We start from the raw sequence: 25515 nt of genomic DNA, 5'->3' as shown, positions 1-25515 counted from the left end.
AATAATGATTACTTTTGCAGGGGACATCACGCAAGATTCCTCCGAAAACAATGAAAGAAAACTGGAAACCGGGAACGCTGATCTACCCGCTACCGGCCGTACTGGTCAGTTGCGGCGCCACCCCCGACGAATATAACCTGCTGACCGTCGCCTGGACGGGTACGGTCTGCACCAATCCCCCGATGTGCTACATCTCGGTCCGCCCGGAGCGGCACTCCTACGACATCATCCGCCGCACGGGTGAATTCGTCATCAACCTCACCACCGAAGAGCTGGCACGCGCTACGGACTGGTGCGGCGTACGTTCTGGCCGCGACCACGACAAATTTCGGGAAACGGGACTTACTCCGGTTCCGGCGACCGTCGTCAAGGCTCCCGTCGTAGCCGAAGCTCCCCTGTCGATCGAATGCCGCGTACGACAGATCCTACCGTTAGGATCGCACGACCTGTTTCTGGCCGAAGTGGTGAATATCCAGGCCGACAGCCGCTACATCGACTCCGAAACGGGTAAACTGGAGTTGCAGAAAGCCCGCCCCATCGTCTATTCGCACGGCGAATACTTCGCACTGGGCCGTATGCTGGGCTACTTCGGCTGGTCGGTCCGCCGCAAAAAGAGAATCAAACGGGAGCGACAACCCGACAAAATGAAAAAATAGCCCCTGCGGACGGAAAATTTCCGTCCGCTTCCTATTTCGGTACAGCCGGAAACGCCTATCTTTTTTCCGACAAGGCTGCGGCCCACTCCGGCTCGCGGAATCCGACCAAAATCTTGTCGGAAGCGATCAGCAAAGGCCGTTTCACCAACATACCGTCGGTCGAAAGCACGCGGATCAGCTCTTCGCGTGAAGCCGTGCGGACCTTTTCTTTCAGGTTGAGCGCCTTGTAACGCAGACCGCTGGTATTGAAAAATCTATTGACCGCAAGACCGCTGCGATCGATCCACTCTTCGAGCTCCGCTTCGGAGGGATTCTGCTGCACGATATCGCGCACTTCGACTTCGATCCCGCGCTCCTGCAACCATTTAAGGGCTTTCTGACAAGTGCTGCAACGGGGATAGCAAATAAACAAGGGTTTCATTTTCATCGTATTTCGAAATACAAATATAGTGAAAACCGAGGGCTGAATCAAATTTGCACGAACCGACGCTCGAAGCATGCGCCGAGGACGCTCGTGAACTCTGCCATGCAAGGATGAGAAAACTGAAAATTAAGTTTGGCCTACCGCTTGTCTTCCATTATCTTTGCAGAAGATAGGATACGCCTCGGAAAACTGAGAGTAAGCTCCCGTTTTCTTCTCGACTTTCACTATCTTTGCAAAAGATCGGAAGCGGTTCGACAATCTTCGCGTGCAAGTCCCGCACGATTGCTCTCACCTTTCCCTGTCTTGGAAAAACGGAACCGAAGAATTTATGCTGCAACAAACCATCCGGAGTTGGATCGACCAACTGCTCGTTTACATCGGAATCTCTGCGGACAGCGCCCGCGGCATCGACCAATGGGTCATCCTGGCCATCATCGTCGCCATCGGCGTAGGGCTGGACTTCCTGATCCGCCTGCTGTTGTTGCAGGTCGTGCGACGCGTCGTCAAGCAGACCAAAGTCACGTGGGACGACATCATCTTCGACGACAAAGTCCTGCGGCGGCTGTGCCACATCGTCACCCCGATCCTGGTGGTGGTGATGCTGCCCATCGCCTTTCCCGATCAAAACGGCCTCGTCGTCCTGATCACGCGGCTGGTACAGATAGCGATCGTCATCGCCGTCCTGCGCTTCGTCAATTCCCTGCTGGAAGCCATATTTCAACTGATGGGCCGCCGGGAGGAGTGGAAAGGCAAGCCGCTGAAGGGCTTGATGCAGACCGGACAGGTCATCGCCTTCCTGGTCGCCGTCATCCTCGTCTTCTCGATTCTTCTCGACCGCTCTCCGGCGATGTTCCTCACCGGTCTGGGCGCTTCGGCCGCGATCTTCATGCTGGTCTTCCGCGACAGCATCCTGGGTTTCGTATCGGGCATCCAACTGTCGGCCAACAACATGCTCAAAGTCGGCGACTGGATCAGCATGCCCAAGTACGGCGCCGACGGCACGGTGGAGGAGGTCACGCTCAACACGGTCAAAGTCCGCAACTGGGACAACACGATCGTCACCCTCCCGCCCTACCTGCTGGTGAGCGACTCGTTCCAAAACTGGGAAGGAATGCGTTCCTCGGGAGGGCGCCGCGTCAAGCGCTCGATCAATATCGACATGACCAGCATCCGTTTCTGCACACCCGAAATGCTGGAGCGATACAAGCGCATCGACCTGCTGAAAGATTACATCGCCCGGACCCAGCAGCGGGTCGAGGAGTATAACCGGCAACACGACATCCCCTCCGGTGAAGACAAAATCAACGGACTGCACCAAACCAACATCGGAGTCTTCCGAAACTACCTGAACCTCTATCTCAGGCAGAACGAACGGGTCAATCAAAACATGATGGTACTCGTCCGGCAACTGCAGCCCACCGAACAAGGCCTCCCGATGGAGCTTTACTTCTTCACCGACACGGTGGACTGGGTCCCGTACGAAGGCATTCAGGCCGACGTATTCGATCACGTGCTGGCCGTCATCCCCGAATTCGACCTGCGCGTTTTCCAAAACCCTTCGGGCAACGACCTGCGGACGCTGACCGGAAAAACCGATACCAACCATTAAGACGCTATGAAAAAACTGCTGCTCGCCCTCTTCCTCGTTTTCACCCTGCCCCTGTCGGCAGAGGAACAGCCTGCCGTACCGACAGCCGACGAACAGGCCGCCGCTCTGATCAACGCCCAGGAGTGGTTCCGGCTCGAAGCATGCTACCCGGAGATCCGCGACGAACTGTCGCCCTTCGTCCGGCTGCTCTGCGAAGCCTCTCTGGGCAGTCATTTCAACCGGCTGCCGGAGAGCTGCAATGCCATCGGAACGCTGCTCAACGACTACCAACAGGAACTCTTCGCCGATCCCGAAGGCTCGATGCTCGGCTGGCTCCTCTCCATGCTTATCGGCAACCTGCAGGAGCTGGGCGCCTACGAACAGGCGGCCGACCTGCTCACCCAGTTCGCTGCCGGACAGAGCGAGGAAGAGAGGGCTTCGACCCTGGCGACCCAACGGTGGTTCCAAACCATGGCCCGACATCCGCGCACGTCGCTCACGAAACCCGACGGCGAAATCCGGCTGCCGCTGACCGTCGGAAGCGAAACGGTCAAAAGCCCGCTGGACGGCACGGACAAAAAGGTCCATAACTTCTATACCGACATAACGATCGGCGGCCGCACCGAGCGCTTCATCTTCGACACGGGTTGCAGCGGCGCCAGCTTCGTTTCGGCGGAATTCGCCAAGCGCCACGACCTCGAAATCATCTGCGATTCGATTTCCGTGAGCGGTATCGGCGGCAACGGATTCGTGAAATTCGCCACGACCGACTCCATGCAGATCGGACCGGTCACGATCCGCCACCCCTACTTCATGGTCTTCGACAACGACGAGGCTTCGGACCAAATCGGCCATATCGAAGCCGTCCTCGGCACCGACTTCATGCGTCTGGCCGGCCAGATCGAGCTTCGCCCCAAAGAGGGTTTCTTTCTCCTGCCCGCCACTCCGGAACCGACACCTGCAAGCGGGCGAAACCTGATGCACGACACCTCCTCGGGACAATATATTCTCAACACGCTCGTCGCCGGAAAAGACACCGTCCCGATGGTCTTCGACACGGGCAACTCCCGCACGGGACTTTCGCCGAACTACTACACCCTGCACCGCGAAGAGATCGACCGCAGCGGGAAAAAGCGGGAAACGGCCGCAGGAGGTTTCGGCGGAATTTTGCGAGGTACGGGTTACGACCTGAAGAATATAACCTTCACGATCGGCGACGGCTCCCGCACCCTGAAAAAGGTGACTGTCACAGCCGACTTCGGCCCCGCATCCGAACAACCCTATTTCGGTTCGCTCGGAATGGACCTTTTCGAAAAGTTCGACCGCATCGTCTTCGACTTCGGCCGGATGTTCGTTACGGCGGAATAAATCCGGCGGTTTCCGTCCCGCACCCTGCACGACCGAACTGCCCGTCCCTTCCTAAAAATTTTTCGCAAGACGATGAACGCAACGACAACCGTCCTTCAGACAGACAGTCTGCTCTTCCGCCCGACACTTCCCGACGATCTGGAGCGTATCTGCACGATCATCCGCCAGGCCCAGGCGCAGATGCGCCTGCGGGGAAGTCGCCAATGGCAGAACGGCTACCCGGCGGCGGCACATATAACGGACGACATCGACCGCGGATACGGCCACGTACTATGTACTCACACAGGACTCGTCGTCGCTTACGGGGCTGTCGTCTTCGACGGCGAACCGGCCTATGCCGAAATCGACGGCACGTGGCTCGACCAAGCCCCATACGTCGTCCTGCACCGTCTGGCCGTCGCACAGGAGGTCAAAGGACAGGGCATAGCGACCGAATTCATGCGCCGCACCATGACATTGGCCCGGGAGCGCGGCACAGGCAGCTTCCGGATAGACACCAACTTCGACAACCGTTGCATGCTCCGCCTGCTGGCCAAATTCGGCTTCGTCCGCTGCGGAGAAATACATTACGCCGGAGATCCTCGCATCGCATTCCAGAAAATCCTCTGACCGGCACATCCTGCCCCGCAAAACGTCGAACCGGTCGTTTTCTCCCACAAATATCCGGCTGCTTCCAGACACCCGAAAATGCCGACGGACGGTCCATCCGACCGTATTTATTCGTACCTTTGCCTCCGCTTTAGGTACTTCGCCCGGCAAAATGCCGATAAATTTACCTTGCACGCGGCTTTTTCCGCACCTTTGCAAGAGGATTCTTTTACGATGAAAGCAGGTCTGCGACAAATTCCGATACAGGGTGCAGCACCCCGTCTGGCCGGCAACAGGGAGTGGGACGGCCTTCCCATGCCGACCCGATTCTGGGCCATCCTCGCCGTAGCTTTCGGCGTATCGCTCTCGGTCATAGACGGAGCCATCGCCAACGTCGCTCTGCCGACCATGGCCCGTATGCTGGGCATCTCGTCGGCCAATTCGATCTGGATCGTCAATGCCTATCAGTTAGCCATCGTGGTTTCCCTGCTCTCGTTTTCAGCATTGGGCGACGTGATCGGCTACCGTAAAATCTACATCGGGGGACTGGGTATCTTCATCGTCGCCTCACTGGGCTGCACGTTGTCCGACTCTCTCGCCACGCTGGTCACGGCCCGCGTCTGCCAGGGATTCGGGGCGGCAGCCATCACGAGCGTCAATACCACGCTGATCCGCCTGATATACCCCCGCCGGCACCTGGGACGCGGAATGGGCGTGAATGCTACGGTCGTAGCCGTCTCCTCGGTGGCCGGCCCCACATTGGCTTCGGGCATTCTCTCCATCGCCACCTGGCCCTGGCTTTTCGCTATCAACATCCCGATCGGACTCATCGCGTGTTTGTTGAGCTACCGATTCCTGCCTAAAAATCCGGTACGCATCCGGGGCCGCCACTTCGACTGGCGGGACGGGTTGATGAACGCCCTCACCTTCGGATTGCTGATCGCTTCGATCGAAGGTTACTCGCACGGCCTCAAACCCAGCTATATCGGAATAAGCGTCATTCTGCTGGTCGTCATCGGCACACTGTTCGTGCGCAGCCAGCTCCACAAACCCTATCCGATCCTCCCCTTCGACCTGCTGCGCATCCCGATCTTCTCGGTTTCGGTCATCACCTCGATCTGCTCGTTCATCGCCCAGATGCTCGCTATGGTCGCGCTTCCCTTCTACCTGCAAAAGACATTCGGATATACAGAAGTACATACGGGCCTGATCCTCACTGCCTGGCCCGCTATCATTATGGTCGTGGCTCCGATCGCCGGCTTGCTGGTCGAACGGATCCACGCAGGAGCCATGGGCGGCGTAGGACTGCTTATCATGGCGGCGGGCGTGGTTCTGCTGGCTTTTCTGCCCGAGCAACCCCACGTCGCCGACATCGTCTGGCGACTCCTGCTCTGCGGCCTCGGATTCGGCCTGTTCCAATCTCCCAACAACAGCATCCTGATCGCCTCCGCACCGCCCGAGCGAAGCGGAAGCGCCAGCGGTATGCTGGCAACAGCCCGGCTCACGGGACAGACGACCGGAGCGGCTCTGGTAGCCCTGCTGTTCCATATCGACCCGGAAAACGGCTGCCATATCGCCCTGTTGCTTGCCGGAGGGTTTGCCCTGGCCGGTTCCGTCGTCAGCTTCTCACGGCTATCGCTCTCCCTGCCGCAGGGCCTTACCCGAAGCAAGGGAAAAGCCTGAATCCCGCCTCCGACACACTGTTTTGCGGATCCTCCCCTCCCTTTTCCCTATACCCAAAAGAGAGAAAAGACAACGCCACCGGCATCGCTCGTGCCCGGCAACAAAATCCGGAAGTGTACTACGAACGAACACATAAATATCACTGCTTTCCCGAACACCCCGGGACACGCACCACATTGACAAAAATATCCCGACCGATAAAGCCCACTTATCACCAAGAAAAAACAGGCATATTGCATTATTCCGGATTATTTGCATCAGACTGCAAGGTCCGAAAATCCTCCTGCGACAGTATATCCGGAATCCCGAATCCATTTCCAAACCGCGTCAGAAAAGAGAAGCTGAACCTCTCAACGAAAAAGGAGAATCCATACCAACCCATTCATTCAATATGATCGCAAAATAAAAAAGATCGACCCGTAACGGGTCGATCCTTCACATATCTTGTCAGATCAAAGATATCTATTACAAATATCCCTGGTTCTGGCTACCGAAATTCGGGTTCTGCGTCAGCTCGCTATTCGGAATAGGCCATACGAACTTCGGGCTACCAGCAGTCTGTTTCATAGTCTGCAAATAAGACACATTGTCAACCAAAGGAGCAAGACTCGTATTGACATTACGCCGGAAACCCTGCCCCCAACGCTTCAGGTCGTAAAGACGCGTACCCTCGGCAAGCATCTCGCGGCCGCGCTCTTCCTGAAAGCATTGAAAAGTCCAGATATCTTCGTGCCGTCAAGCAACGTAACATCATCCTTCACATCATCCGCCGTAAGGGCTGTCAGACCACGGGCCGTACGCAACTGGTTCAGCGGATCCAAACCTTTAGCAGGGTCCAAACGATACTGCGCCTCGGCATCGACCAGATACATTTGGGAGATACGGAACATCTTAGGTCTGTTGCGATAAACCAACGTAGTCGTATTGGTCTGGAAATTCTTGTTACCGCGGAACTTACCAATAAGAACTCCGACCCCCTTATTTCCACTGATCGTAACATTGGCATTCTTAACAAGGAAAATATCCGTACGGAAATCGGCATCTTTGAACAACTTGACAATATGCTGCTCCGGAATATAAGTAGGAGCATAAAAGTATTCCCCCAAATTCGGCTTCCAGCTGCTGTTCAGATAGCTACCGAACGAGTTCACAGTCGTCATGGTCGTACGCAATACCTCCAACTGCAGGATATTCTCGGTAGAAGTATCCTCGCGCCACATTCTTTCGAGACCTTCAGCCGTTGTCACCAAAGGATAGGTGCCGTAAAGCGACTGGGCATACTGGCTGGCCTCCGTGTACTGGTGGAGATGCAGTGCCAGCTCGGCGCGGAATGCGGTAATGGCATCTTTGGTCAGGTAAATCTGATCCGTCGGAGTACCCTGAGCAGTCACGGTTTTTTCAGCTTCTACGAGGTCTGCCTCTACGTTCTCATACAACTTTGCCAACGTACCGCGAGCCAGTTTCGCTTCCGGCTCCCACTCTTTCAGATAGGGAAGACCCAACTGATCAGCGGCCTTGTCCGGATCATAGTCCTCACAGAAAAGCAGCGCGGCACGGTGCATTACATAGGCGCGGAAGAAATACATCTCGCCTTTGTAAACATCCACTTTCTTTTGCTCGTCGGGAGTAAGATATTCGTAAGCTGCATCCATATGACGGATCGCATAGTTGATATGCATCATCGTCGTATAATAACTGGACCAGAACGACGTTACATCCTGATCAGTGGGATGCAAACGCCAGTTGAAAGGATAGATACCCTGATTACCGCTACCGATGCAAACATTCAGAACATCCACATAAAGGTCCGGTATCGAGTAGAAACCACCGGAAAGGAGCGCTTTCAGGTCCACATAAACGTAACCTCTCACACCCTCGCAATATTCCATGGTGTACGCATCCTCGGGCCGGATCGCCGTTTCGGGGTCCATATCCAAGTCGCACGACGTCACAGAAAAGAGGGTAACGAATGCCAAAATCGAATTTATTATCTTTTTCATAGTCTAAGCCTTGTATTTATTTTTTTATAATGAACACTGAAAATTAGAACTTAAACTCAAGGCCGAAAGTGAACTCGCGCGTATTCGGATAAGTATCGACATCGACACCCTTCTCTGCAGCCTCAGGATCCAGGCCGTTATAGCCCGTCACAGTCCAGAGGTTACGGCCACCGACCCAAACCTTAAGGCCCTTGATGAACTTCGTCTTCTCCATAATATGGCTCGGGAGCGTATAAGCCAACTGGATATACTTCAGACGCAGGAACGAAGCCTTCTCAAGCATACGGCTGTCAAAATTGATCGCCTGGTCCAGACGGGGATATCTCGCCTGGTCGCCTTCCTGCTGCCAATAGTCCCATGCCAGGTCGCACTGGTTGAACTGGGAAGAGAGTCCCATATCGGCATTAGCAACGAAATACATCGTATTGTTGAGCGCGTAGTTGCCGTGAACCCAAGAGAAGTCTGCCGTCAGGCTGAGTCCCTTCCATGCGGCTGTCACACCGAAACCGCCGGTATAAGGCGCATAAAGCGAAGTACCCAGATTCACCAAAGCAGCCTGGTTGAAATTGGAAGTAATGCCGCCGTCTGCCGTAGTCCAGGTATCCAGACCGGTTTCAGGATCGACACCGCGCCACTCCTGCATTGTCCAAGTCGGGAACGGATCACCTACGCTGTAAGCCTGCAGACCGTTGCCCATATAAGCGAATTCAAGACCCGGTTCCCAAAGATCGGTCAGCTGGTTCTTGTTGTAGTTGAAAGTCGCGTGGAAATTCACGAACCAGTCTTTCGAAGCGTAAATATCGTAGTTCAACGAAAGGTCGATACCGGAGTTGCGCATACCGCCGACGTTACCGGCACGACCGCTGTAACCACCTGACGGAGCCAACGGAATGGACATCAGCATATCGTTGGTTTGACGGCGATAGTATTCAATCGAGAGAGAGAGTTTTCTCCACAACTCAATATTGGCACCCACGGTCAATGTATTCTGGCTCTCCCACATCAGATCAGGGTTACCGATACCGGATACCATCCAAGTCGTGTAACCGCCGTAAGCCGAACCCGCAGCCATATATTGACGGTGGTTGTAGTCACCGATACCGGAGTTACCCTGTGTACCGTAAGACACTTTCAGACTCAAATCACTGATAGTCTGATTGTCGCGCAGGAACGTCTCATTCTTGATATTCCACATACCGCCGACAGCCCAGAAAAGCGCATTGCGGTTGTTCTCACCGAAACGCGAGCTTGCGTCGTTACGCAACAAACCGCTGATGAAATAACGCTCTGCGAAGTTATATTCAAGACGGCCAAATACAGAATTCGAAGCTGACTGTGCGATGCTGTAGGTCGGCAGACCGCCGGAAACTTCCGTACCCATCGCGATATTCAGGAAGCGCGAAGAGGTGATACCGATCGAAGCTACAGAGAAGCTGTTGTTATTCCGATAGAGGGTTTCCTCACCGAGCAGCGCCGTAAAGTTATGAACCTCATTCCAAGTATGCTTGTACTCGGCGGTATTGGTCCAAGTCCATTCATAGAAACGCTGGAACAGTTCACTGGCACTACCAGTACCGAACTTACCCGAAGGAGTAGGAGTTTCAGGGCTGGAAGCACCGTGTGAACGCCAGTCAAAAGCATCCACAGCAAGAGAGGAGCGGATCGTCAGCCCCTTCACCGGAGTCAGTTCAATGAAAGCCATACCATTCATCGTAATACGATTCTGCCAGCGAGGCATATAGTCTGCAGTCATCAACGGGTTGATGGCTTGGGTAGCATCAAAGAAATTGAGCATCTGACCGTTATCGTCATAGAGAGGCTGGTAAGGAGGCGTAATCAACGATGCCATCACCGGGTTCGATACATACAGACCGCCCATCGATTCATCCGTATCAGCAACCGAACTGTGCTGATAACCCAAACCGAGGTTCAAGCCCAAACGCAGCCAGTTGTTAGCCCTGGTATCGATATTCGTACGGAAGTTGTAACGATCCAACTCCGAACCGGGCAGAATACCGGTCTTATTGGCATAGTTACCCGAGAAATAGTAAGAGGTCTTCGCCGAGCCGCCCGAAACCGACAGATCGACCTGATACATCGGCGCATTTCTCTCAAGAATCTCGTTCCACCACTTGTAGTCATTCATAGGATTATAGTTCTCATCCATGAACTTAGCCAGACCGAAATTACGGATAAAATATTGACGGCCGGACGCAATCTTATCAGGAGTCGTCAAGGCATCGCCCGACAAACGAACGGCAACAGCCGCACCGATATAATCCAACATCTCGTTCGCACTCATCATATTCAATTCAGGCGCTACGGCACTCGACATGGAGTATTGTCCCGTAAGCGTCACATCGACACTCTCCTGGTTGCGACGACCGGTTTTGGTCTGCACATAGATAACACCGTTGGCAGCACGCGAACCGTAGATCGAAGTCGCCGAAGCGTCCTTGAGGACGTTCACCGAAGCGATATCGTTCTGGTTGATCGTCTGCAGCGTCGAAGCCTGAATCGGCGCACCGTCCAACAGAATCAGCGGCGACGTATCGGCACCCATAGAACCCAGACCATGAATACGGATCGAAGAAGTCGAAGTCAACTCACCGTTACCGGTCATAATCTGAAGACCGGCTACCTGACCCTGCAAAGCGTCCACGACGTTGGTGCTGGGACGGTTTTCGATCTTCTCGGACTTCACCTGATCTACAGAACCAATCACCGAACCGATCTTCTTACCCGTACCATAACCGATCACCACGACATCCTCGATGCCCGTAGCCTCTTCCCCGAGAGTCACGTCGATATGCGTCTTACCGGCTACGCTCACCTTCTGGGTTTCGTAACCGATAAAAGAGATCGAGAGCGTCGCATTGGCGGGAACCGTCAATGTAAACTGCCCGTCTCCTCCGGTCGTCGTACCGGCAGACGTACCCTCTGCCACAACCGTAGCACCGATGATAGGTTCTCCCTTCTCATCGGTAACCGTACCCGTCACCTGCTTGTTTTGCGCAAGAGCCAACGAACAGAAACTCAGTACAGTAATTAACGATAGTACAATTTTCTTAATCATAAGCGTTAATTTAAAAATTGAGTTTGAAATAAAAGTTCCGAGCAAATATAGAAATTAATTGCTTCATAAGCAAATAACCGTATTCAAAATAATCAAAAAAAGCACGTATATTCGGATTTATCTCCTTTCAAATCCCATATTGACCAATTTAAGATCTGACCGGCGCGGAAAAGCCATTTGCCCGACAAAGCAGCGGAAAAATACCGGTTTTACACCCCGCTCTTATTCGACACCTTATAATATATAAAATTCGGCAGCAATGGATCGAAACGATTTTTTTCGTATCTTCGCGCCGAATCAAAACCTAAACAATTTATGGCTTTTACAGAAATATTACCCGGAATACACTACGTCGGCGTCAATGACCGCACCACGACCCGTTTCGAATCGCTGTGGTCGCTTCCTTACGGCGTTTCCTACAACTCATACCTGGTCATCGACGAAAAAGTCGCTCTGATCGACACGGTCGAAGTATCGTTCGGCGAACAGTTCATCGACAATATCCGCGCGATCCTGAAAGACCGGCCGATCGATTACCTGGTGGTCGATCACATGGAGCCGGACCACTCCTCTTCGATCAAAACCCTGCGCCTGCTCTACCCCGAGATGCAGATCGTGGGCAATGCCAAAACCCTTCAGATGCTCGACGGATATTACGGCATCCATACCCTCACCCGGGAAGTCAAAGAGGGCGAAAGCATTTCGCTCGGCCAAAAAAACCTCTCGTTCTATATGGCGCCGATGGTTCACTGGCCCGAAGTGATGGTCACCTATTGCCCCGAACACAAGGTACTCTTCTCGGCGGATGCGTTCGGCACGTTCGGTGCCCTGAACGGCGGTATCCTGGACAGCCAGCTTTCGCTGGACCATTTCTGGGACGAGATGCGCCGCTACTACGCCTGCATCGTGGGCAAATACGGCGCCCCCGTACAGAAAGCCCTCCAAAAACTGAGCGGCCTTCCCATCGAAACGATCTGCTCGACGCACGGCCCCGTATGGCAGCAGGAAATCGGGCGCGTAATAGGTATCTACGATCAGTTGAGTCGCTACGAAGGCGAACCGGGTGTGGTGATCGCCTATGGTTCGATGTATGGCAATACGGCCCAGATGGCCGAGAAAATCGCTCGGGAGCTGACCGTACAGGGTGTAAAAAACATCATCGTTTACAACCTTTCGTATGCCGACATTTCGAATGTCATCCGCGACATTTTCAAATACGACACGCTGATCGTGGGTTCTCCGACCTACAACGGCGAACTCTTCCCCGAAGTCGGGTCCCTGCTGCAAAAAATCAGCGAACGTTGCATTCCCTGCCGGAAATTCGCCTATTTCGGCTCCTATACCTGGGCTGGAGCAGCGGTACGCCTGCTGGGAGAATTCGCCCAGAAAATGAAATGGGAGGCCATCTGCCAGCCGACAGAAATGAAACAGGGATACGACGATCAGGGGGCACAATGCTGCACGGCACTTGCCAAAGCCATTGCCGAAAAAATCCGGTAGAAAATCCCGATTCGTCCGCAATAAACAGGGACGGTGCCGTCATTGGCACCGTCCCTGTTTAGTTTCTATCTCTTTCTGAGTCTTGCGACCGCGGCACAAGCCCCTATTTCATCACCTTTACGACCGCCTTTTTGATCCGTCCCCGACCGATCATCGGAGCATGGGCGTCCTCGGGACCGAAAACGACGAACTGTCCGGGCCTGATCCCGACGAAAAGCTGCGGCCGGTCTGCAAAAAACCGAATGTCTTCTTCCGCATCGAAAGGCCCCCGGGGGACACGGCACTCCCGACGCTCCCGCCAACCCATCGTTTCGACTTCGCCGGCAATCAATACCTGTACGTCGATATATTTATCGTGCACCTCCAGCGAAGCCTCCTCTTCCCGTTTGAGCTCCCCTTCTGTCACTTTCATAAAAATTTCAGCTCCTTCGATCTCGTACCGCCCCGGCTCAAGAGTATTCAAATCGGCCGCAGCGAGGTATTCCAACGCCCGCTTCAACCGGGAATCGGCCCCGCAATAAAAAGCCCAGTTTCTCAATGAATCCAAAATCATAACAACAACTATCTTTTGACCGGCCTCAACCGGACCACGACCGGATAGTGATCCGACAAATCCACATCGTACAAAACCTGGTAATCGAGACACTCCAAATCTTCGGAATAGAGGACGTAATCGATCCGCAAAACATCCATGAATCCGCGAAAGGTATAGGAATACCCCTTACCGCTCGCCCGGAAAGCATCGTCGAGGTCTTGTGCCATCACCCGATAGGTATAGGACATAGGCGTATCGTTAAAGTCACCGCAAACGATCTTACAGCCCGGAGTCGCAGCGATCGCCCGAGCGATCGTGTCCGCCTGTGCCGCCCGCAACATGCTGTTGTCGCGGAACCTGCGGAAGATATTCTTGATTTTCGCTCCGCCAGCGGTATCCGTAAGAAACTGATGCTCCGAAAGATACTTATCGTCATGCACGGTAATTGCGGTCGAATGCAAGTGGTTGTTAAAGATCCGAATCGTATCGTCCCCCACCAGCAGATCCACCCATACCGACTGCCCGTCCTGCTTCATAGGACCCAATATCGAATGAGATTTTCCGAGGATCCGGTATTTGGTATAAAGCGCCAGCGGAAATACAGGATCCCGTCTGTTCCCCTCCATAACCACCGTACGATCGTAATCGGATAACAGCGAATCCAACTCTTCGGCCTTGCTCGAGGTACGGTTGAACTCCTGTAAGCAGACAATATCGGGATTCACACGGCGGATCACCTCCGTCACCCCGTCGAAACTCCACTGTCCCCGGTCGTTATAAAAACTGCGAACATTGAAAGTCAGCAGGGTGATCGCCCCCCGGCCGAAGCTCGTCTCTTCACCGTAATGACGGCGCAACTCCGGCTTCAGGAAGAGCGGCACCTTGAAAAGGCCCGCCAGCAACAGTACGACAAGCGGAAGGGCAATGCGCCACCGCCACCGAATGATCCAGTACAACGTCACCAGCAGGGTGATTACATAAACCGCCGGAGCGACCAACCCCAGCACCGGAAAAATCCAGGTTCGCCCCGGGTGCACGAACGGTGCCAGCAGCGTTACGATCATGGCCGCACCCGTCGCGACCGAAAGGATCAGCATCACCCCGTTGAACACGCTGCCCGGCAAACTTTTCCGACGTTTCCGGGAAGCACCGTGTCTGTAATCGTCGTAATACTCCCTGCTCATCGATCAATAGCGGATCACCCCTTTGTGTTTCCAATAATAGAGCAGCAGGAATCCCCACAACATACCGCCGACATGGGCGAAGTGGGCGACACCGTCCATCCGGCCCGAAATGCCGAAGAAAAGTTCGATCACGCCATACACGACCACGAACCACTTGGCTTTCATCGGAATCGGCGGAATGAGCAGCATGATGACCGCATTGGGGTGCATTACGCCGAAAGCAAGCAGCAGACCGAACACGGCACCCGAAGCTCCGACCGTCGGCACCATCAGGGCCATCATACCGACATTGCCATAGCGGTATTCCAGCCAGCCGACCAACAGTTGCAACACCCCGGCACCGACGCCGCACACCATGTAGTAGGTCAGAAAGCGCTTCGACCCCAACTCGTATTCGAGCGTACGACCGAACATCCACAAGGCGAACATATTGAAAAACAAGTGGGAAAATCCACCGTGCAGAAACATATAAGTCACCAACTGGTAGGAATGGAACAACGGACTCTCGACGTTGAAAAGCGCCAGCGCCCCGACGATTCTGTTCCCGACAGGCAGCAGCTCGGTCGCAAGAAGCATCAACGCATTGATGATAATCAGGTTCAGCACTACGGGAGGCGTCGAAGAAAAATAGCGGCTATTATTCATAGACAAAGTAAGATTTAGATGCAAATGTAACGATTATATCCCTTCCGGCAACCTCTCAACCAAGTTTATTGCGGATTTCTTCCAGTGTGATTTTGGCCATGACCGCCTTGCCCGAAGGCGTGAAGCTGACATTCCCGCCTTCGCAGAGCTGCCCCAGCAGAGATTCGGCCTCCTCCGTCGAAATCGTACGGGACATGCTGCGGGCTCCGCTGCAAGCCATGACAGCGGCGATCTTCTCGCGCCGCAATGCCTGAACGTCCACAGGCACGGCGAACTCCTGCAGCAATTCGTAAATCAACCGGTCGATCGTATCGTGCGGAATGTCGGCCGGAACGCCCTTTACCTCGACGGCTCCGCCGCCGCAAAACTCCAGGTCGAAACCCAACGCCGCGAAATCGACCGCATTCTCCTCGAGCAACGCATATTCGTTTTCCGAAAACGCGAGACGCTCCGGGAAAAGGAGCTGCTGGCTGACCGACGATCCGTTGGTCAGGAGCAGCAGGTAATTGTCGTACAACACCCGTTCCCGCGCCCGGCGCAGGTCCACGACCACCCACTTGCCGCCGTACAGCGCCGAGGCATACCCGTTGCCGAGCACCGTCACACCGCTGAAACAAGCCGCAGGATCGTCCATCAGCCGTTGTTGCACCGGTTCCCCGGCAGAAGGAATGAACTCCATTTCGGTCGGAGCGAACCCGGCAGAAGGGATCATCTCGTCGTATCGATCCTCCGCCCCCACACCCTTTCCGGCAGGCATCTCCCCGTCGTAAGGAGCGTCGAAGCCCGAAAAATCCACGTCGGGCATCCGTTCCGACACATCGGAAGCGTAATCCGCACGAAAAGGGTTGTAACTCTCGTTCGACATCGCCTTGGGTTCACGGTAAACGGCCCCTTTGGTCAGCACCGGAATCTCGACGCTGTCCGTCTGATCGAAATCCATGAGCGGCACCGCTCCCGTCTTGGCGAGAGTTTCCCGCACGGCAGCGTTGATGATCTGCCACACGGCCTCTTCGTCAGCGAACTTGACTTCGGTCTTCTGGGGATGGACATTGACGTCGATCCGCGAAGGGTCGATCGTCAGGTAGAGAAAATAGGAGGGCGAACAGGCATCGGGAATCAGCTTCTCGTAAGCCTTCAGGATCGCCTTGAAAAAATAGGGGGAGCGGAAATAACGCCCGTTCACGAAAAGATACTGTTCCGAACTATTGCTCTTCTTGGCGGCAGCGGGACGGCCCACGAAGCCCGTCACCCGCACGATCGACGTGTCGGCATCGACTTCCAGCAGGTTCTGTTTGATATGACGCCCCACCACATCGACGATCCGCGAAGCCAGCGAAGCAGCGGGCAACCGATAGAGCGGCTGATCGTTCATCAGCAATTCGAACCCCACCTGCGGATTGCAGAGCGCGACCCGCTGAAACTCGGACTTGATCTGCCCCGTGGAAGTCGTACTCTTTTCGAGGAACTTACGGCGGGCAGGCACGTTGTAGAACAGATTGCGCACATAAAACTGCGACCCCACAGGACAAGCCGCGAGGGTCTGCGAAACGAACTCACCGCCATTGACCGTCGTGAGCGTACCCACTTCATCCTCCGCCTGGCGCGTACGCAGCTCCACCTGCGACACGGCGGCGATCGACGCGAGCGCCTCGCCCCGGAAGCCGAACGTCTTGAGCGCATAAATATCGTCCAGCGAAGAGATCTTGCTGGTAGCATGCCGGTCGAAAGCCATGCGGGCGTCGATGGGCGACATGCCGCAACCGTCGTCCACGATCTGAATCAGCTCCTTGCCGCCGTCTCGGAAATTGACCTTCACGCTGCGGGCTCCGGCATCGATCGCGTTCTCCATCATCTCCTTCACCACCGACGACGGACGGTTCACCACCTCACCGGCGGCAATCTGGTTCGCAACGACCTCGGGCAGTAATTTGATACGATCAGCCATTACTCCTCATAATCGTTAGGGACGACCGTAATCGGAGTGTAGGGATTGAACTCCTCGGTCTGCGGGGTTTTGGGTTTCTGCATGTCGGAAATGAACGCGACCACACGCGGATAGCCGAACACCAAGAACAAAAGCACCAGCACGACCAGTACGACCATCATCCACATACGGCCGGAGCCTCGCGACATCTCTTCGCGGCGGCGGGCTGCCCGGGCCTGGCTTTGCGTACGGATATACTGTCCCGGCTTATACTCTTTGCCCGCATCCTCGGCCCGTTCGCCGCGCAGCTCGGCACGACGCCGGTCGCGCTCCTCTTTCTCGGGATCGTAGTAGCGCGGCAGGTAGTTGAATTTATTGGCGTGTTTCTTAAACGGCGTAAAACCGGACATAAAATTCTGTTTTTTAAGGTGAAGACAGCAGCGGCCCGGGCGAGGCTCCGAACAGACGAATTGCATCGGCCCGCTTCATCGTCATCCGCAAAAAATACGGGGCCCGCAACACGTCGTGTTACGCCCGATCGGAATGCAGCCGTCCAAACCGGTTATTTCTTCGGTAAAGATACGAAAAACTCCCGGAATAACCAGCCATGTCACTCCGGGAGCTCTCACTTTTCGACCGGAAATTACCGGAAGAAACTCTTCATCCTGTCGAAAATGTTGTGTCCTTTGGACGCCTCGGCCCGCTGGAAGGAAGGCTGTGCGGCCAGTTGCTCCACCAACCGCTTCTCCTCGGCATTGAGCTTGGCGGGGACCGTAACATCCACCACGACCAGTATATCGCCGCGTCCGTAACCGTTCACGTCGGGCAAGCCCTTGCCGGCCAGCCGCAGCACCTTGCCCGCAGGCGTACCCGGTGCGATCTTGATCCGCGCCCGGCCATCGACCGTCGGAACCTCGACCGAACCGCCGAGCAAAGCCGTCGGAACCGTAATATTCAGATTATGGATCAGGTCGTTTCCGTCGCGCAGCAATTCCGGATTCCGCTCCTCCTCGATCACCACCTGCAAATCACCGTTCACACCGCCGTGACGAGCCGCATTTCCCTTGCCCGACACCGTCAATACCATTCCATCGCCCACACCGGCCGGAATCCGAATCTCCACCACCTCGGAGCCTTTGATCGTCCCTTCGCCCTTGCACTCGTCGCAGGGATTGGTAATCACCTTGCCCGTACCGCCGCACGTGGGACACACGCTCTGGGTCTGCATCCGACCGAAAAAGGTATTTTCGACACGATTCACATACCCCGCTCCGTTGCAGGTCGAACAAGTCGAATAGGAGTTGGCGTCCTTGGCTCCCGTACCTCCGCATTTAGGACAGGCGATCTGCTTGTTGATCTTGAGCTTCTTGACCGTTCCGGCAGCGATCTCCGCCAGGGAGAGCTTCACCCGCACACGGATATCCGTACCACGGCTTACGCGACGGCCGCCGCTCGAAGAGGTCCGATAACTTCCGCCGCTGAAATGACCCCCGAAAATATCGCCGAACTGCGAGAAGATGTCCTCCATCGAGAACCCGCCGCCGAATCCGCCGAACCCGCCGCCGGCTCCGGCCGCACCGCTCATTCCGGCATGGCCGAACTGATCGTATCTGGCTCGCTTTTCGGGATTGGAGAGCACATCGTACGCCTCGGCCGCCTCCTTGAACTTCTCCTCGGCCTCCTTATCCCCCGGATTCTTGTCCGGGTGATACTTGATAGCCGCCTTTCGGTAAGCTTTCTTTATCTCATCCGCGTTGGCGTTCTTCGCCACGCCAAGCACTTCGTAGTAATCTCTCTTTTCTGCCATAGTATTCGAATGCCGGACTTCGATTCCGGCTCAATATTCTTTTTCAATAGTCGTATTTTCACACTCTACGCTCGGCACAATAGTGCGCGACGGAGCAACTCCGCGCCCGTTAAACGAAAACGCCCGTTACTCTCCGACGACCACTTTCGCAAAACGCAACACCTTGTCGCCCATCTTGTAACCGGGCTGTACCACATCGACGATCTTGCCCTTCTTCTCCTTCCCGGCATCGAAACGGGCAACCGCCTCGTGGTGATCGGTATCCAACTCCAGTCCGAGCGCCTCGATCTCCTTCACATTCTGTTTCTTGAGCGTTTCCCTGAACTTCTGTGCGATCAATTTCACACCCTCACGAAGCGCCTCCAGGTCATTGCTCTTCTCGATCGCTTCCAGCGCCCGCTGCAAATCGTCCATCAGAGGCAGAAAATTCTTCACGCACTCGGCGCTTCCGCTCTGCACCAGCTCCATCTTCTCCCGCAGCGTGCGCTTGCGGAAATTGTCGAACTCGGCCTGCAAACGCAGGTACTTGTCCTGCCACTCCGCAATCTCCGCCTCCCAGTCGCGCGAAGGCAACTCCTCCGAAGCCGCTTTCGGTGTATTCCTATCCCCTGCCATTGTGTCAGCATCGGCAGAGCTTTCATCTGTCACATTGGCACACGGCTCCCCGTCGCAGGAGGGATACCCATCGCCCGCCGCGAAGCCTTCGTCGCCGCCAACCGCTTCATTATAAACCTTTTCCTTGTCCATATCTGATGTATTATTTGATTTTCCACTCCTCTATTGTCCAAAATATATACCAACCGGCAGAAGCATCAGCCCAAAATGAAAATTGCAGGCCGTTTATCCATTTCCGGCAGCAGGGCCGAGCGCCACTCACGAACCGTCAGCGTGCGGATATACTCCTGCGGCGAGGTAATATCGACGGCCAGCGTAAGCCGCGTATCGGGGGCGCATACCTCGAGCAACTGCCCGAGCAGCTTCGCATTCCGGTAAGGAGCCTCGATAAAAACCTGCGACTGCCTCTCGCCGGTCGCACGCCGTTCCAGCGTCCGGATCGCCCGGGCCCGTTCGGGCGGTTTGACCGGCAGATAGCCGTTGAAGGCGAACGACTGTCCGTTCAACCCCGACGCCATCACTGCCAGGATGATCGACGAAGGACCGATCAAAGGCACCACGCGGATTCCGAGCCGGTGACACCGGGCCACCGCCAGGGCCCCGGGATCGGCCACTCCCGGCACACCCGCCTCGGAGATCACTCCGGCAGAACGCCCCGCAAGAATCGGACGCACCATCTCGTCCACAGCCCGGGCATCGGTCGTATGCTCGTTCAGCTCCCGGAACTCCAGGCTGTCGATCGGACGGCCGAAGCCCGCCTTCGACAGAAAACGCCGCGCCGAGCGGACATTCTCCACGATGAAATAATCCAGCGAGTCGATCACGGCCCGGTTCGCCGCCGGCAGCACGTCCCACACGGGCGTATCCTCGGCGATCGGACACGGAATCAGGTAAAGCGTACCCGGCTGTCCCGGTTTTCGTTCCTGCGACATATCTTCATTCCATTTATCGAAAACCCCGCCTCTGCCACCGCCCCGGCATCCGGCTCCGTCGGGATTCTCTTTTTTACTCTTTGCTGTAAATCCGTTTCACACGGCCCGACACGGAGGTCATCACCTCGTAAGGGATCGTATCGAGTACGCGGGCCATATCTTCGGGCGTATTGCCCGGCACCGCGGAGAAGATCACCACCTCGTCCCCCTCCTCCACGCCGGGAATGTCGGTCACGTCGATCATACAACTGTCCATGCAGACGCGGCCCACGATCGGCGCGGGCCGCCCCGCGACCAGCATCGACCACCGGCCGCACCCCAGATGACGGTCCAGTCCGTCGGCATACCCCATCGGCACGGTGGCCGTCACGCTGTCACGCGTCAGCTTCCCCGCCCGGCCGTAACCGACGGCTTCGCCCGCCGACAGGTGCTTGAGCTGCACGATACGGCTTTTGAGCGTCGAAACGGGTTTCAGCTCGTCGTTATGCTCGAAGCCGAAACCGTAAAGTCCCAACCCCAGACGGCACATGTCGAACTGCGCCTCGGGGAAACGCTCGATCGCCGCCGAATTGGCCGTATGGCGAAGCACCGGATAGGGAAGCGCCGCAGCCAGACGGCCGCTCATACGGTCGAAACGGGCGATCTGCTCCCGCGTATAACGATCCTCCTGGGGCATATCGGAACAGTTCAGGTGCGAAAAGATCGTAGCGACCTTCACCGACGGAGTTTCGCCCAGCGTTTCGGTCAGCATATCCAACTCCCCTTCCATAAAACCCAACCGGTGCATGCCCGTATCGAGCTTGATATGGATCGGGTAACTCTCCTCTCCGACCCGTTCGACGGCTTTCGAAAAAAACGCCAGCGAACGGAAATTGTATATTTCGGGCTCCAGCCGGTGAGCGACCATCAGATCGAAACTGCCCTCGTCGGCATTCAGAACGACGATCGGCATTCTAATTCCCCGCTCGCGGAGCAGCACCCCTTCGTCGGCGAAAGCTACGGCCAGGTAATTGACCCCCTGATGCTGGAGCATCTGGGCCACCTCGAAATCCCCGGCGCCGTAGCTGGCCGCCTTGACCATCGCCACGAGCCGCACCCCGGGACGGAGCCGCGCACGGAAATAATTCAGGTTGTGGATCATGGCATCGAGATCGACCTCCAATACCGTCGTATGGCTCTTGCGTTCGAGCGCATGACTCACCCGCTCGAAGTGGCTGTCACGGCTGCCCTTGATGAGCACCACGCGCCCGGCCACATCGTCGCGGCGCAGGTTGCGCAGCAGCTCGTCGGTCGTGCGGTAAAAGGCGCTGTCGCAGGCGAAATTCGCCCCGGCATTTCGAATACGGTCTCCCACGCCGATCAGACGGCTCACTCCGGCGGCGGCCACCAGACGGGCCACTTCGCCGTAAAGCACTCCGTCCTCGACGCCGCTCTGCTCGATATCCGAAAGAATAAGTGTCATGGGACGGCCGGCGGCCATATTATGCAGGTAGTCGAGCGCAATGGAGAGGGAGTTGATGTCCGAATTGTAAGCGTCGTCGATCAGCAGCGAACCGTTGATTCCCTCCTTCAACTCGAGGCGCATCGCCACGGGCCGAATCCGGCCGAAATCGGGGTCGGGAAAGCCCATCACCCGACAGAACGCCCCGACCAACTGGGCATCGACACGCCCGGCCCCGCTCTCCAGAACCCCTGCGGGCAACTGCTCCGGCAGCGGATATTCCGCAGCGTCCTGCAACTGCCGGCCGCCGTATAACGTGCGGATCATCCGTTCGAGCAGGGAGGAGCCACCATGATAAATAATGGTTCGCGCTCCCTTCGCCAACACCAACTTTTCGGCACTCTTCTCCTCGAGCGAGGTGAAATTTTCCTGGTGCGCCTCGCCGATCGAAGTGAAAATCACCGTATCGGGGCGGATCATCCGCTCCAGACGCACCATCTCCCCGGGACAGGAGATCCCCGCTTCGATCAACGCCAACTCCTCGTCCCCTTCGATCATCAGCAGCGAGAGCGCCACGCCCAACTGCGAATTATAACTTTTCGGCGACCGGAAATATTTGACGCCGGCAGGAATCTGCTGGGCGATCCATTCCTTGACCACGGTCTTCCCGTTCGAACCCGTGATACCGACCACGCGCCCCTTGAACCGAGTCCGGTGATGGGCCGCAAGCTGTTGGAGGGCAGCGATGGCGCTCGGAACCACCACGCAGCCGCAACCGGCCGGAAGTTGCGTCTTCCGCTCCGCAAGAAATGCCTTCACATCCCGGCGAACCATCTCGCCAATAAAGGCGTGGGAGTCGTGATTGGTACCTTTCATGGCCACGAACAGCGGCTCCTCGCCGAACGAACAGTTGCGGCTGTCGGTAAGCACCCGTGCCACCGGCAAATCCTCCCCGATGAGTTCGCCCCCGCAAATGCGGGCGATTTCCGATAACATGTATTTCATGTCGTATCTTTCCTTTACATAACTGCCGTCAATCCATACGCAGAGTCACCACCGTAATCCCCGCTCCGCCCCGGTCGGCGTGTTCGTCCGCAGCCCGTTCGACCTCCGGCACCGTGCGCAGATAACGGCGGATCTCCTCCTTGAGCGCCCCCGTCCCCTTGCCGTGCAGGATCGTGACCGTACCGACGCCAACCATGATCGCGTCGTCGATAAAATCCCGCACCTCCTCCAATGCTTCGGCGGCACGCAGGCCCCGCACATCGATATGATCCTTGAAATTGAGCTTGCGGGCCGACACATCGACCGATACCACCGTGCGCGGCTGCACGGGCCTGGTCGCCTGCTTGAATTCGGCGCCCGAGATCACGACGAGCGAACTTCTATCCACCGTCGTAAGAATCTGTCCGAATGCCACCTGCGCCTTCCGGCCCTTGATCGAAAGCACCACGCCGGGAATGTCCTGCCCGGCGATCTTCACCTTCGAGCCGACCTCCGCCTCGCGGGGTTTCTCCGGCACGGCAGGCTGTGCGACCTCCGGAGTCTCGCCGGCCTGCTGTCTGCGCTCGGCACGACGCTGGCGGCGGCGTTCGAGTTTCTCCATTTCGCGGGCCACCCGTTCGTCGTGCGCCGCATCCGCTGCATCCGTCCTCTCCACCCTGTCCCGAAAATCGTTCAACTCCTTACGGGCCAACTGGGTAAGCTCCTTCTCGGCCTGCGCTTCGCGGATCGTCCGAATCGTATTCTCAATCTGACGGTTGGCGTCGGCGATCATCCGCTGCGCCTCCTCCTTGGCCTTTTTCAAGATTTCCGAGCGCTCCTGCCGGATGCGCGAAAGCTGGTCGGCATAGGTCTGTTCCAGCTCCTCGACCTTGCGGTCGGCGATCCGGATGCGGTCGCGCTTCTGCTCCCAGTAATGTTTGTCACGGGCGATTTCACGCAACTGTTTCTCGAGGTTGATATGATCGCTGCCGGCCTTTTCGCCCGCATCGCGGATAATATCCTCCGGCAACCCGATCTTGCGGGCGATCTCCACCGCGAACGAACTGCCCGGCTTGCCGATCTCGAGCCGAAACAGCGGCCGGATATTCTGCACGTCGAACATCATCGCTCCGTTGGCGATTCCCTCGGTGTTCGACGCATAATACTTAATGTTGGCATAGTGGGTCGTAATCACCCCGTAACAGCCTTTACTGCGGAGCCGTTCGAGGATCGACTCCGCGATCGCCCCGCCGATGATAGGCTCCGTACCCGAACCGAACTCGTCGATAAGCACCAGCGTCCGGTTCGAAGCTCCGGCGAGCATGTTCTTCATATTGAGCAGGTGCGACGAATAGGTCGAAAGATCGTCGTCGATCGACTGCTCGTCCCCGATGTCGATCATTAGGTTGCGGAACAGGGGCAGCTCCGAATTCTCCGATGCCGGAACCAGGAATCCGCACTGGAACATATATTGGATGATGCCCGTAGTTTTCAGACACACCGACTTGCCGCCGGCATTCGGCCCCGAAATCACCAGGATATGACGCCGTTTGTCGAGTTGCAGATCGAGCGGCACCACCTGCTTGCCCTGCGCCCGGAGCGTCTGCTGCAACAAGGGATGCCGCGCATTGCGCAGCACCAGCCGGTCGTCCGTCGAAACGATCGGCTTCACCGCTCCGTTGGCAACGGCCCAGCGGGCTTTGGCACGGATCATATCCAGATCCGAAAGATAGTCGCCAATCAGCGCGATCCGATCCGCTTCGGGGCGAATCGAGTCGGTGAAGGCCGAGAGGATCCGCACGATCTCGCGCCGCTCGGCGTACTCCAGCTCCTTGAGTTCGTTATTGATTTCGACGACCTCGACCGGCTCGACGTAGAAGGTCTTGCCCGTGGCCGATTCGTCGTGGATGAAACCCTGCAACTTGCGTTTATTGGCCGCTGCGACCGGAATCACCGCCCGGCCGTCGCGGATCGAGAGCATCGCGTCGGCCTCCACGATACCGGCTTTCTTGGCATTCGACAACACCTGCTGCAGGCGTTTGGCGGCCTGCCCCTCCCGCTCGCGGATCATCCGCCGGATCTGCTGCAACTCCGGCGAAGCGTCGTCCCGGATCTTGCCGTACTGATCGACGATACCGTCGATCGCCCGAACGATCTCCGGGAAAGCCTCGATCCCCCGGCTGCGGAGCCGCAGTTCGGGATATAGCTCCTCACCGCGCCCCAGGATAAAACCGGCGATCGCCCCCGCCGAAGCCAGCGCCCGGCGCAGCAACACGACCTCCTCGACTTCGAGGAAACTGCCTTCGATCTTCAGTTTGGAAAGGATATAATCGACATCGACGAACTCGTCGTCCGGAAAGTCCCGTTCCATCTCCAGCAGACGGCGCATCTCGTCCGCCAGCGCCAGCCGCCGCTCGACATCGGCCTGCGAAGTGCTGAATTGTTCGGCGCACAACCTTTCCCGGCCGCCGCGAATCGTACACAGCGCCGCGACCTGCTCACGCAGCCGGTCGAAACCGACTTTCTGTTCAAAGTTCGCCGGATAGATCATCGCACAGAGAAAAC

At 56.4% G+C, this 25515-nt stretch carries 20 protein-coding genes; 6 read left to right on the top strand and 14 right to left on the bottom strand.

What is annotated here, in order from left to right:
• Positions 1–50: 50 nt before the first annotated feature.
• The gene (locus tag ALIPUT_RS10735) at positions 51–656 is read left to right on the top strand and encodes a flavin reductase family protein (protein ID WP_004329985.1); all 606 of its coding nucleotides are present in this window, start codon (positions 51–53) and stop codon (positions 654–656) included.
• Between the two features lie 55 nt (positions 657–711).
• Here the strand turns inward: ALIPUT_RS10735 and ALIPUT_RS10730 are convergent, their stop codons facing one another.
• Positions 712–1077: an arsenate reductase family protein gene (locus ALIPUT_RS10730; protein ID WP_040293932.1), complete on the bottom strand. Its 366-nt coding sequence runs from the start codon at positions 1075–1077 to the stop codon at positions 712–714.
• Between the two features lie 331 nt (positions 1078–1408).
• Here ALIPUT_RS10730 and ALIPUT_RS10725 point away from each other — a divergent pair, with 331 nt between their 5' ends.
• The 4 genes from ALIPUT_RS10725 to ALIPUT_RS10710 all read left to right on the top strand — a co-directional run bounded on the left by ALIPUT_RS10725 (position 1409) and on the right by ALIPUT_RS10710 (position 6307).
• Positions 1409–2689 (top strand): mechanosensitive ion channel family protein, encoded by a 1281-nt coding sequence (locus ALIPUT_RS10725; protein WP_004329982.1) that lies wholly within the window; start codon positions 1409–1411, stop codon positions 2687–2689.
• 6 nt (positions 2690–2695) lie between these two features.
• Positions 2696–4036: an aspartyl protease family protein gene (locus tag ALIPUT_RS10720; protein WP_004329981.1), complete on the top strand. Its 1341-nt coding sequence runs from the start codon at positions 2696–2698 to the stop codon at positions 4034–4036.
• A gap of 72 nt (positions 4037–4108) precedes the next feature.
• A complete protein-coding gene (locus tag ALIPUT_RS10715; protein WP_004329980.1) occupies positions 4109–4645 on the top strand; it encodes a GNAT family N-acetyltransferase in 537 nt (178 codons plus the stop codon).
• 294 nt (positions 4646–4939) lie between these two features.
• Positions 4940–6307, top strand: coding sequence for an MFS transporter (locus tag ALIPUT_RS10710; RefSeq protein ID WP_040293927.1), 1368 nt, complete (start codon positions 4940–4942; stop codon positions 6305–6307).
• Between the two features lie 465 nt (positions 6308–6772).
• On the opposite strand, the gene ALIPUT_RS13365 is transcribed toward ALIPUT_RS10710, so the two are convergent.
• Genes ALIPUT_RS13365 through ALIPUT_RS10700 form a run of 3 tightly spaced genes read right to left on the bottom strand, consistent with a single transcriptional unit; the run spans position 6773 to position 11383 of the window.
• Complete coding sequence (locus tag ALIPUT_RS13365; protein WP_081443389.1) at positions 6773–6988, bottom strand: RagB/SusD family nutrient uptake outer membrane protein; 216 nt, start codon at positions 6986–6988, stop codon at positions 6773–6775.
• Entirely contained in the window at positions 6955–8307 is a 1353-nt protein-coding gene (locus ALIPUT_RS10705) for a RagB/SusD family nutrient uptake outer membrane protein (protein ID WP_004329977.1), read from the bottom strand. The genes ALIPUT_RS13365 and ALIPUT_RS10705 overlap by 34 nt, the downstream gene beginning before the upstream one ends.
• Before the next feature lie 43 nt (positions 8308–8350).
• Complete coding sequence (locus tag ALIPUT_RS10700) at positions 8351–11383, bottom strand: SusC/RagA family TonB-linked outer membrane protein (RefSeq protein ID WP_004329976.1); 3033 nt, start codon at positions 11381–11383, stop codon at positions 8351–8353.
• Between the two features lie 315 nt (positions 11384–11698).
• Between ALIPUT_RS10700 and ALIPUT_RS10695 the strand changes: the two genes are divergently transcribed.
• A complete protein-coding gene (locus ALIPUT_RS10695; protein ID WP_004329975.1) occupies positions 11699–12883 on the top strand; it encodes an FprA family A-type flavoprotein in 1185 nt (394 codons plus the stop codon).
• Between the two features lie 103 nt (positions 12884–12986).
• On the opposite strand, the gene ALIPUT_RS10690 is transcribed toward ALIPUT_RS10695, so the two are convergent.
• The 10 genes from ALIPUT_RS10690 to ALIPUT_RS10645 all read right to left on the bottom strand — a co-directional run bounded on the left by ALIPUT_RS10690 (position 12987) and on the right by ALIPUT_RS10645 (position 25501).
• Entirely contained in the window at positions 12987–13436 is a 450-nt protein-coding gene (locus ALIPUT_RS10690) for a NanQ anomerase/TabA/YiaL family protein (protein WP_004329974.1), read from the bottom strand.
• Positions 13437–13444: 8 nt separating this feature from the next.
• Positions 13445–14602, bottom strand: a complete 1158-nt coding sequence (locus tag ALIPUT_RS10685) for an endonuclease/exonuclease/phosphatase family protein (RefSeq protein ID WP_004329973.1) — start codon at positions 14600–14602, stop codon at positions 13445–13447.
• Positions 14603–14605: 3 nt separating this feature from the next.
• Complete coding sequence (locus ALIPUT_RS10680) at positions 14606–15247, bottom strand: rhomboid family intramembrane serine protease (RefSeq protein ID WP_004329972.1); 642 nt, start codon at positions 15245–15247, stop codon at positions 14606–14608.
• 55 nt (positions 15248–15302) lie between these two features.
• Positions 15303–17192 (bottom strand): DNA mismatch repair endonuclease MutL, encoded by a 1890-nt coding sequence (mutL, locus tag ALIPUT_RS10675; RefSeq protein WP_004329971.1) that lies wholly within the window; start codon positions 17190–17192, stop codon positions 15303–15305.
• Positions 17192–17581 (bottom strand): hypothetical protein, encoded by a 390-nt coding sequence (locus ALIPUT_RS10670; RefSeq protein WP_004329970.1) that lies wholly within the window; start codon positions 17579–17581, stop codon positions 17192–17194. The genes mutL and ALIPUT_RS10670 overlap by 1 nt, the downstream gene beginning before the upstream one ends.
• Positions 17582–17814: 233 nt before the next feature.
• Entirely contained in the window at positions 17815–18978 is a 1164-nt protein-coding gene (gene dnaJ / locus ALIPUT_RS10665) for a molecular chaperone DnaJ (RefSeq protein WP_004329968.1), read from the bottom strand.
• A gap of 126 nt (positions 18979–19104) precedes the next feature.
• Positions 19105–19725: a nucleotide exchange factor GrpE gene (locus ALIPUT_RS10660; protein ID WP_004329967.1), complete on the bottom strand. Its 621-nt coding sequence runs from the start codon at positions 19723–19725 to the stop codon at positions 19105–19107.
• Between the two features lie 65 nt (positions 19726–19790).
• Positions 19791–20525: an SAM-dependent methyltransferase gene (locus ALIPUT_RS10655; protein ID WP_004329966.1), complete on the bottom strand. Its 735-nt coding sequence runs from the start codon at positions 20523–20525 to the stop codon at positions 19791–19793.
• A gap of 73 nt (positions 20526–20598) precedes the next feature.
• Positions 20599–22971 carry an alanine racemase gene (alr, locus tag ALIPUT_RS10650; protein WP_004329965.1) on the bottom strand — a complete coding sequence of 791 codons (2373 nt, stop codon included), beginning with the start codon at positions 22969–22971 and terminating at the stop codon, positions 20599–20601.
• A gap of 28 nt (positions 22972–22999) precedes the next feature.
• On the bottom strand, positions 23000–25501 hold the full coding sequence (locus tag ALIPUT_RS10645; protein ID WP_004329964.1) for an endonuclease MutS2: 2502 nt from the start codon (positions 25499–25501) through the stop codon (positions 23000–23002).
• Positions 25502–25515 lie beyond the last annotated feature (14 nt).

Origin of the sequence: Alistipes putredinis DSM 17216, assembly GCF_000154465.1 — a bacterium.
Lineage (GTDB): Bacteria > Bacteroidota > Bacteroidia > Bacteroidales > Rikenellaceae > Alistipes > Alistipes putredinis.
The sequence above is the reverse complement of the archived record's forward strand: the minus strand, read 5'-3'. Positions and strand labels throughout refer to the sequence as shown.

Excerpts from the sequence above, each read along its gene's own strand:
- ALIPUT_RS10735 (WP_004329985.1), top strand. The coding sequence starts at position 51 with ATGAAAGAAAACTGGAAACCGGGAACGCTGATCTACCCGCTACCGGCC.
- ALIPUT_RS10730 (WP_040293932.1), bottom strand. The coding sequence starts at position 1,077 with ATGAAACCCTTGTTTATTTGCTATCCCCGTTGCAGCACTTGTCAGAAA.
- ALIPUT_RS10725 (WP_004329982.1), top strand. The coding sequence starts at position 1,409 with ATGCTGCAACAAACCATCCGGAGTTGGATCGACCAACTGCTCGTTTAC.
- ALIPUT_RS10720 (WP_004329981.1), top strand. The coding sequence starts at position 2,696 with ATGAAAAAACTGCTGCTCGCCCTCTTCCTCGTTTTCACCCTGCCCCTG.
- ALIPUT_RS10715 (WP_004329980.1), top strand. The coding sequence starts at position 4,109 with ATGAACGCAACGACAACCGTCCTTCAGACAGACAGTCTGCTCTTCCGC.
- ALIPUT_RS10710 (WP_040293927.1), top strand. The coding sequence starts at position 4,940 with ATGCCGACCCGATTCTGGGCCATCCTCGCCGTAGCTTTCGGCGTATCG.
- ALIPUT_RS13365 (WP_081443389.1), bottom strand. The coding sequence starts at position 6,988 with ATGCTTGCCGAGGGTACGCGTCTTTACGACCTGAAGCGTTGGGGGCAG.
- ALIPUT_RS10705 (WP_004329977.1), bottom strand. The coding sequence starts at position 8,307 with ATGAAAAAGATAATAAATTCGATTTTGGCATTCGTTACCCTCTTTTCT.
- ALIPUT_RS10700 (WP_004329976.1), bottom strand. The coding sequence starts at position 11,383 with ATGATTAAGAAAATTGTACTATCGTTAATTACTGTACTGAGTTTCTGT.
- ALIPUT_RS10695 (WP_004329975.1), top strand. The coding sequence starts at position 11,699 with ATGGCTTTTACAGAAATATTACCCGGAATACACTACGTCGGCGTCAAT.
- ALIPUT_RS10690 (WP_004329974.1), bottom strand. The coding sequence starts at position 13,436 with ATGATTTTGGATTCATTGAGAAACTGGGCTTTTTATTGCGGGGCCGAT.
- ALIPUT_RS10685 (WP_004329973.1), bottom strand. The coding sequence starts at position 14,602 with ATGAGCAGGGAGTATTACGACGATTACAGACACGGTGCTTCCCGGAAA.
- ALIPUT_RS10680 (WP_004329972.1), bottom strand. The coding sequence starts at position 15,247 with ATGAATAATAGCCGCTATTTTTCTTCGACGCCTCCCGTAGTGCTGAAC.
- mutL (WP_004329971.1), bottom strand. The coding sequence starts at position 17,192 with ATGGCTGATCGTATCAAATTACTGCCCGAGGTCGTTGCGAACCAGATT.
- ALIPUT_RS10670 (WP_004329970.1), bottom strand. The coding sequence starts at position 17,581 with ATGTCCGGTTTTACGCCGTTTAAGAAACACGCCAATAAATTCAACTAC.
- dnaJ (WP_004329968.1), bottom strand. The coding sequence starts at position 18,978 with ATGGCAGAAAAGAGAGATTACTACGAAGTGCTTGGCGTGGCGAAGAAC.
- ALIPUT_RS10660 (WP_004329967.1), bottom strand. The coding sequence starts at position 19,725 with ATGGACAAGGAAAAGGTTTATAATGAAGCGGTTGGCGGCGACGAAGGC.
- ALIPUT_RS10655 (WP_004329966.1), bottom strand. The coding sequence starts at position 20,525 with ATGTCGCAGGAACGAAAACCGGGACAGCCGGGTACGCTTTACCTGATT.
- alr (WP_004329965.1), bottom strand. The coding sequence starts at position 22,971 with ATGAAATACATGTTATCGGAAATCGCCCGCATTTGCGGGGGCGAACTC.
- ALIPUT_RS10645 (WP_004329964.1), bottom strand. The coding sequence starts at position 25,501 with ATGATCTATCCGGCGAACTTTGAACAGAAAGTCGGTTTCGACCGGCTG.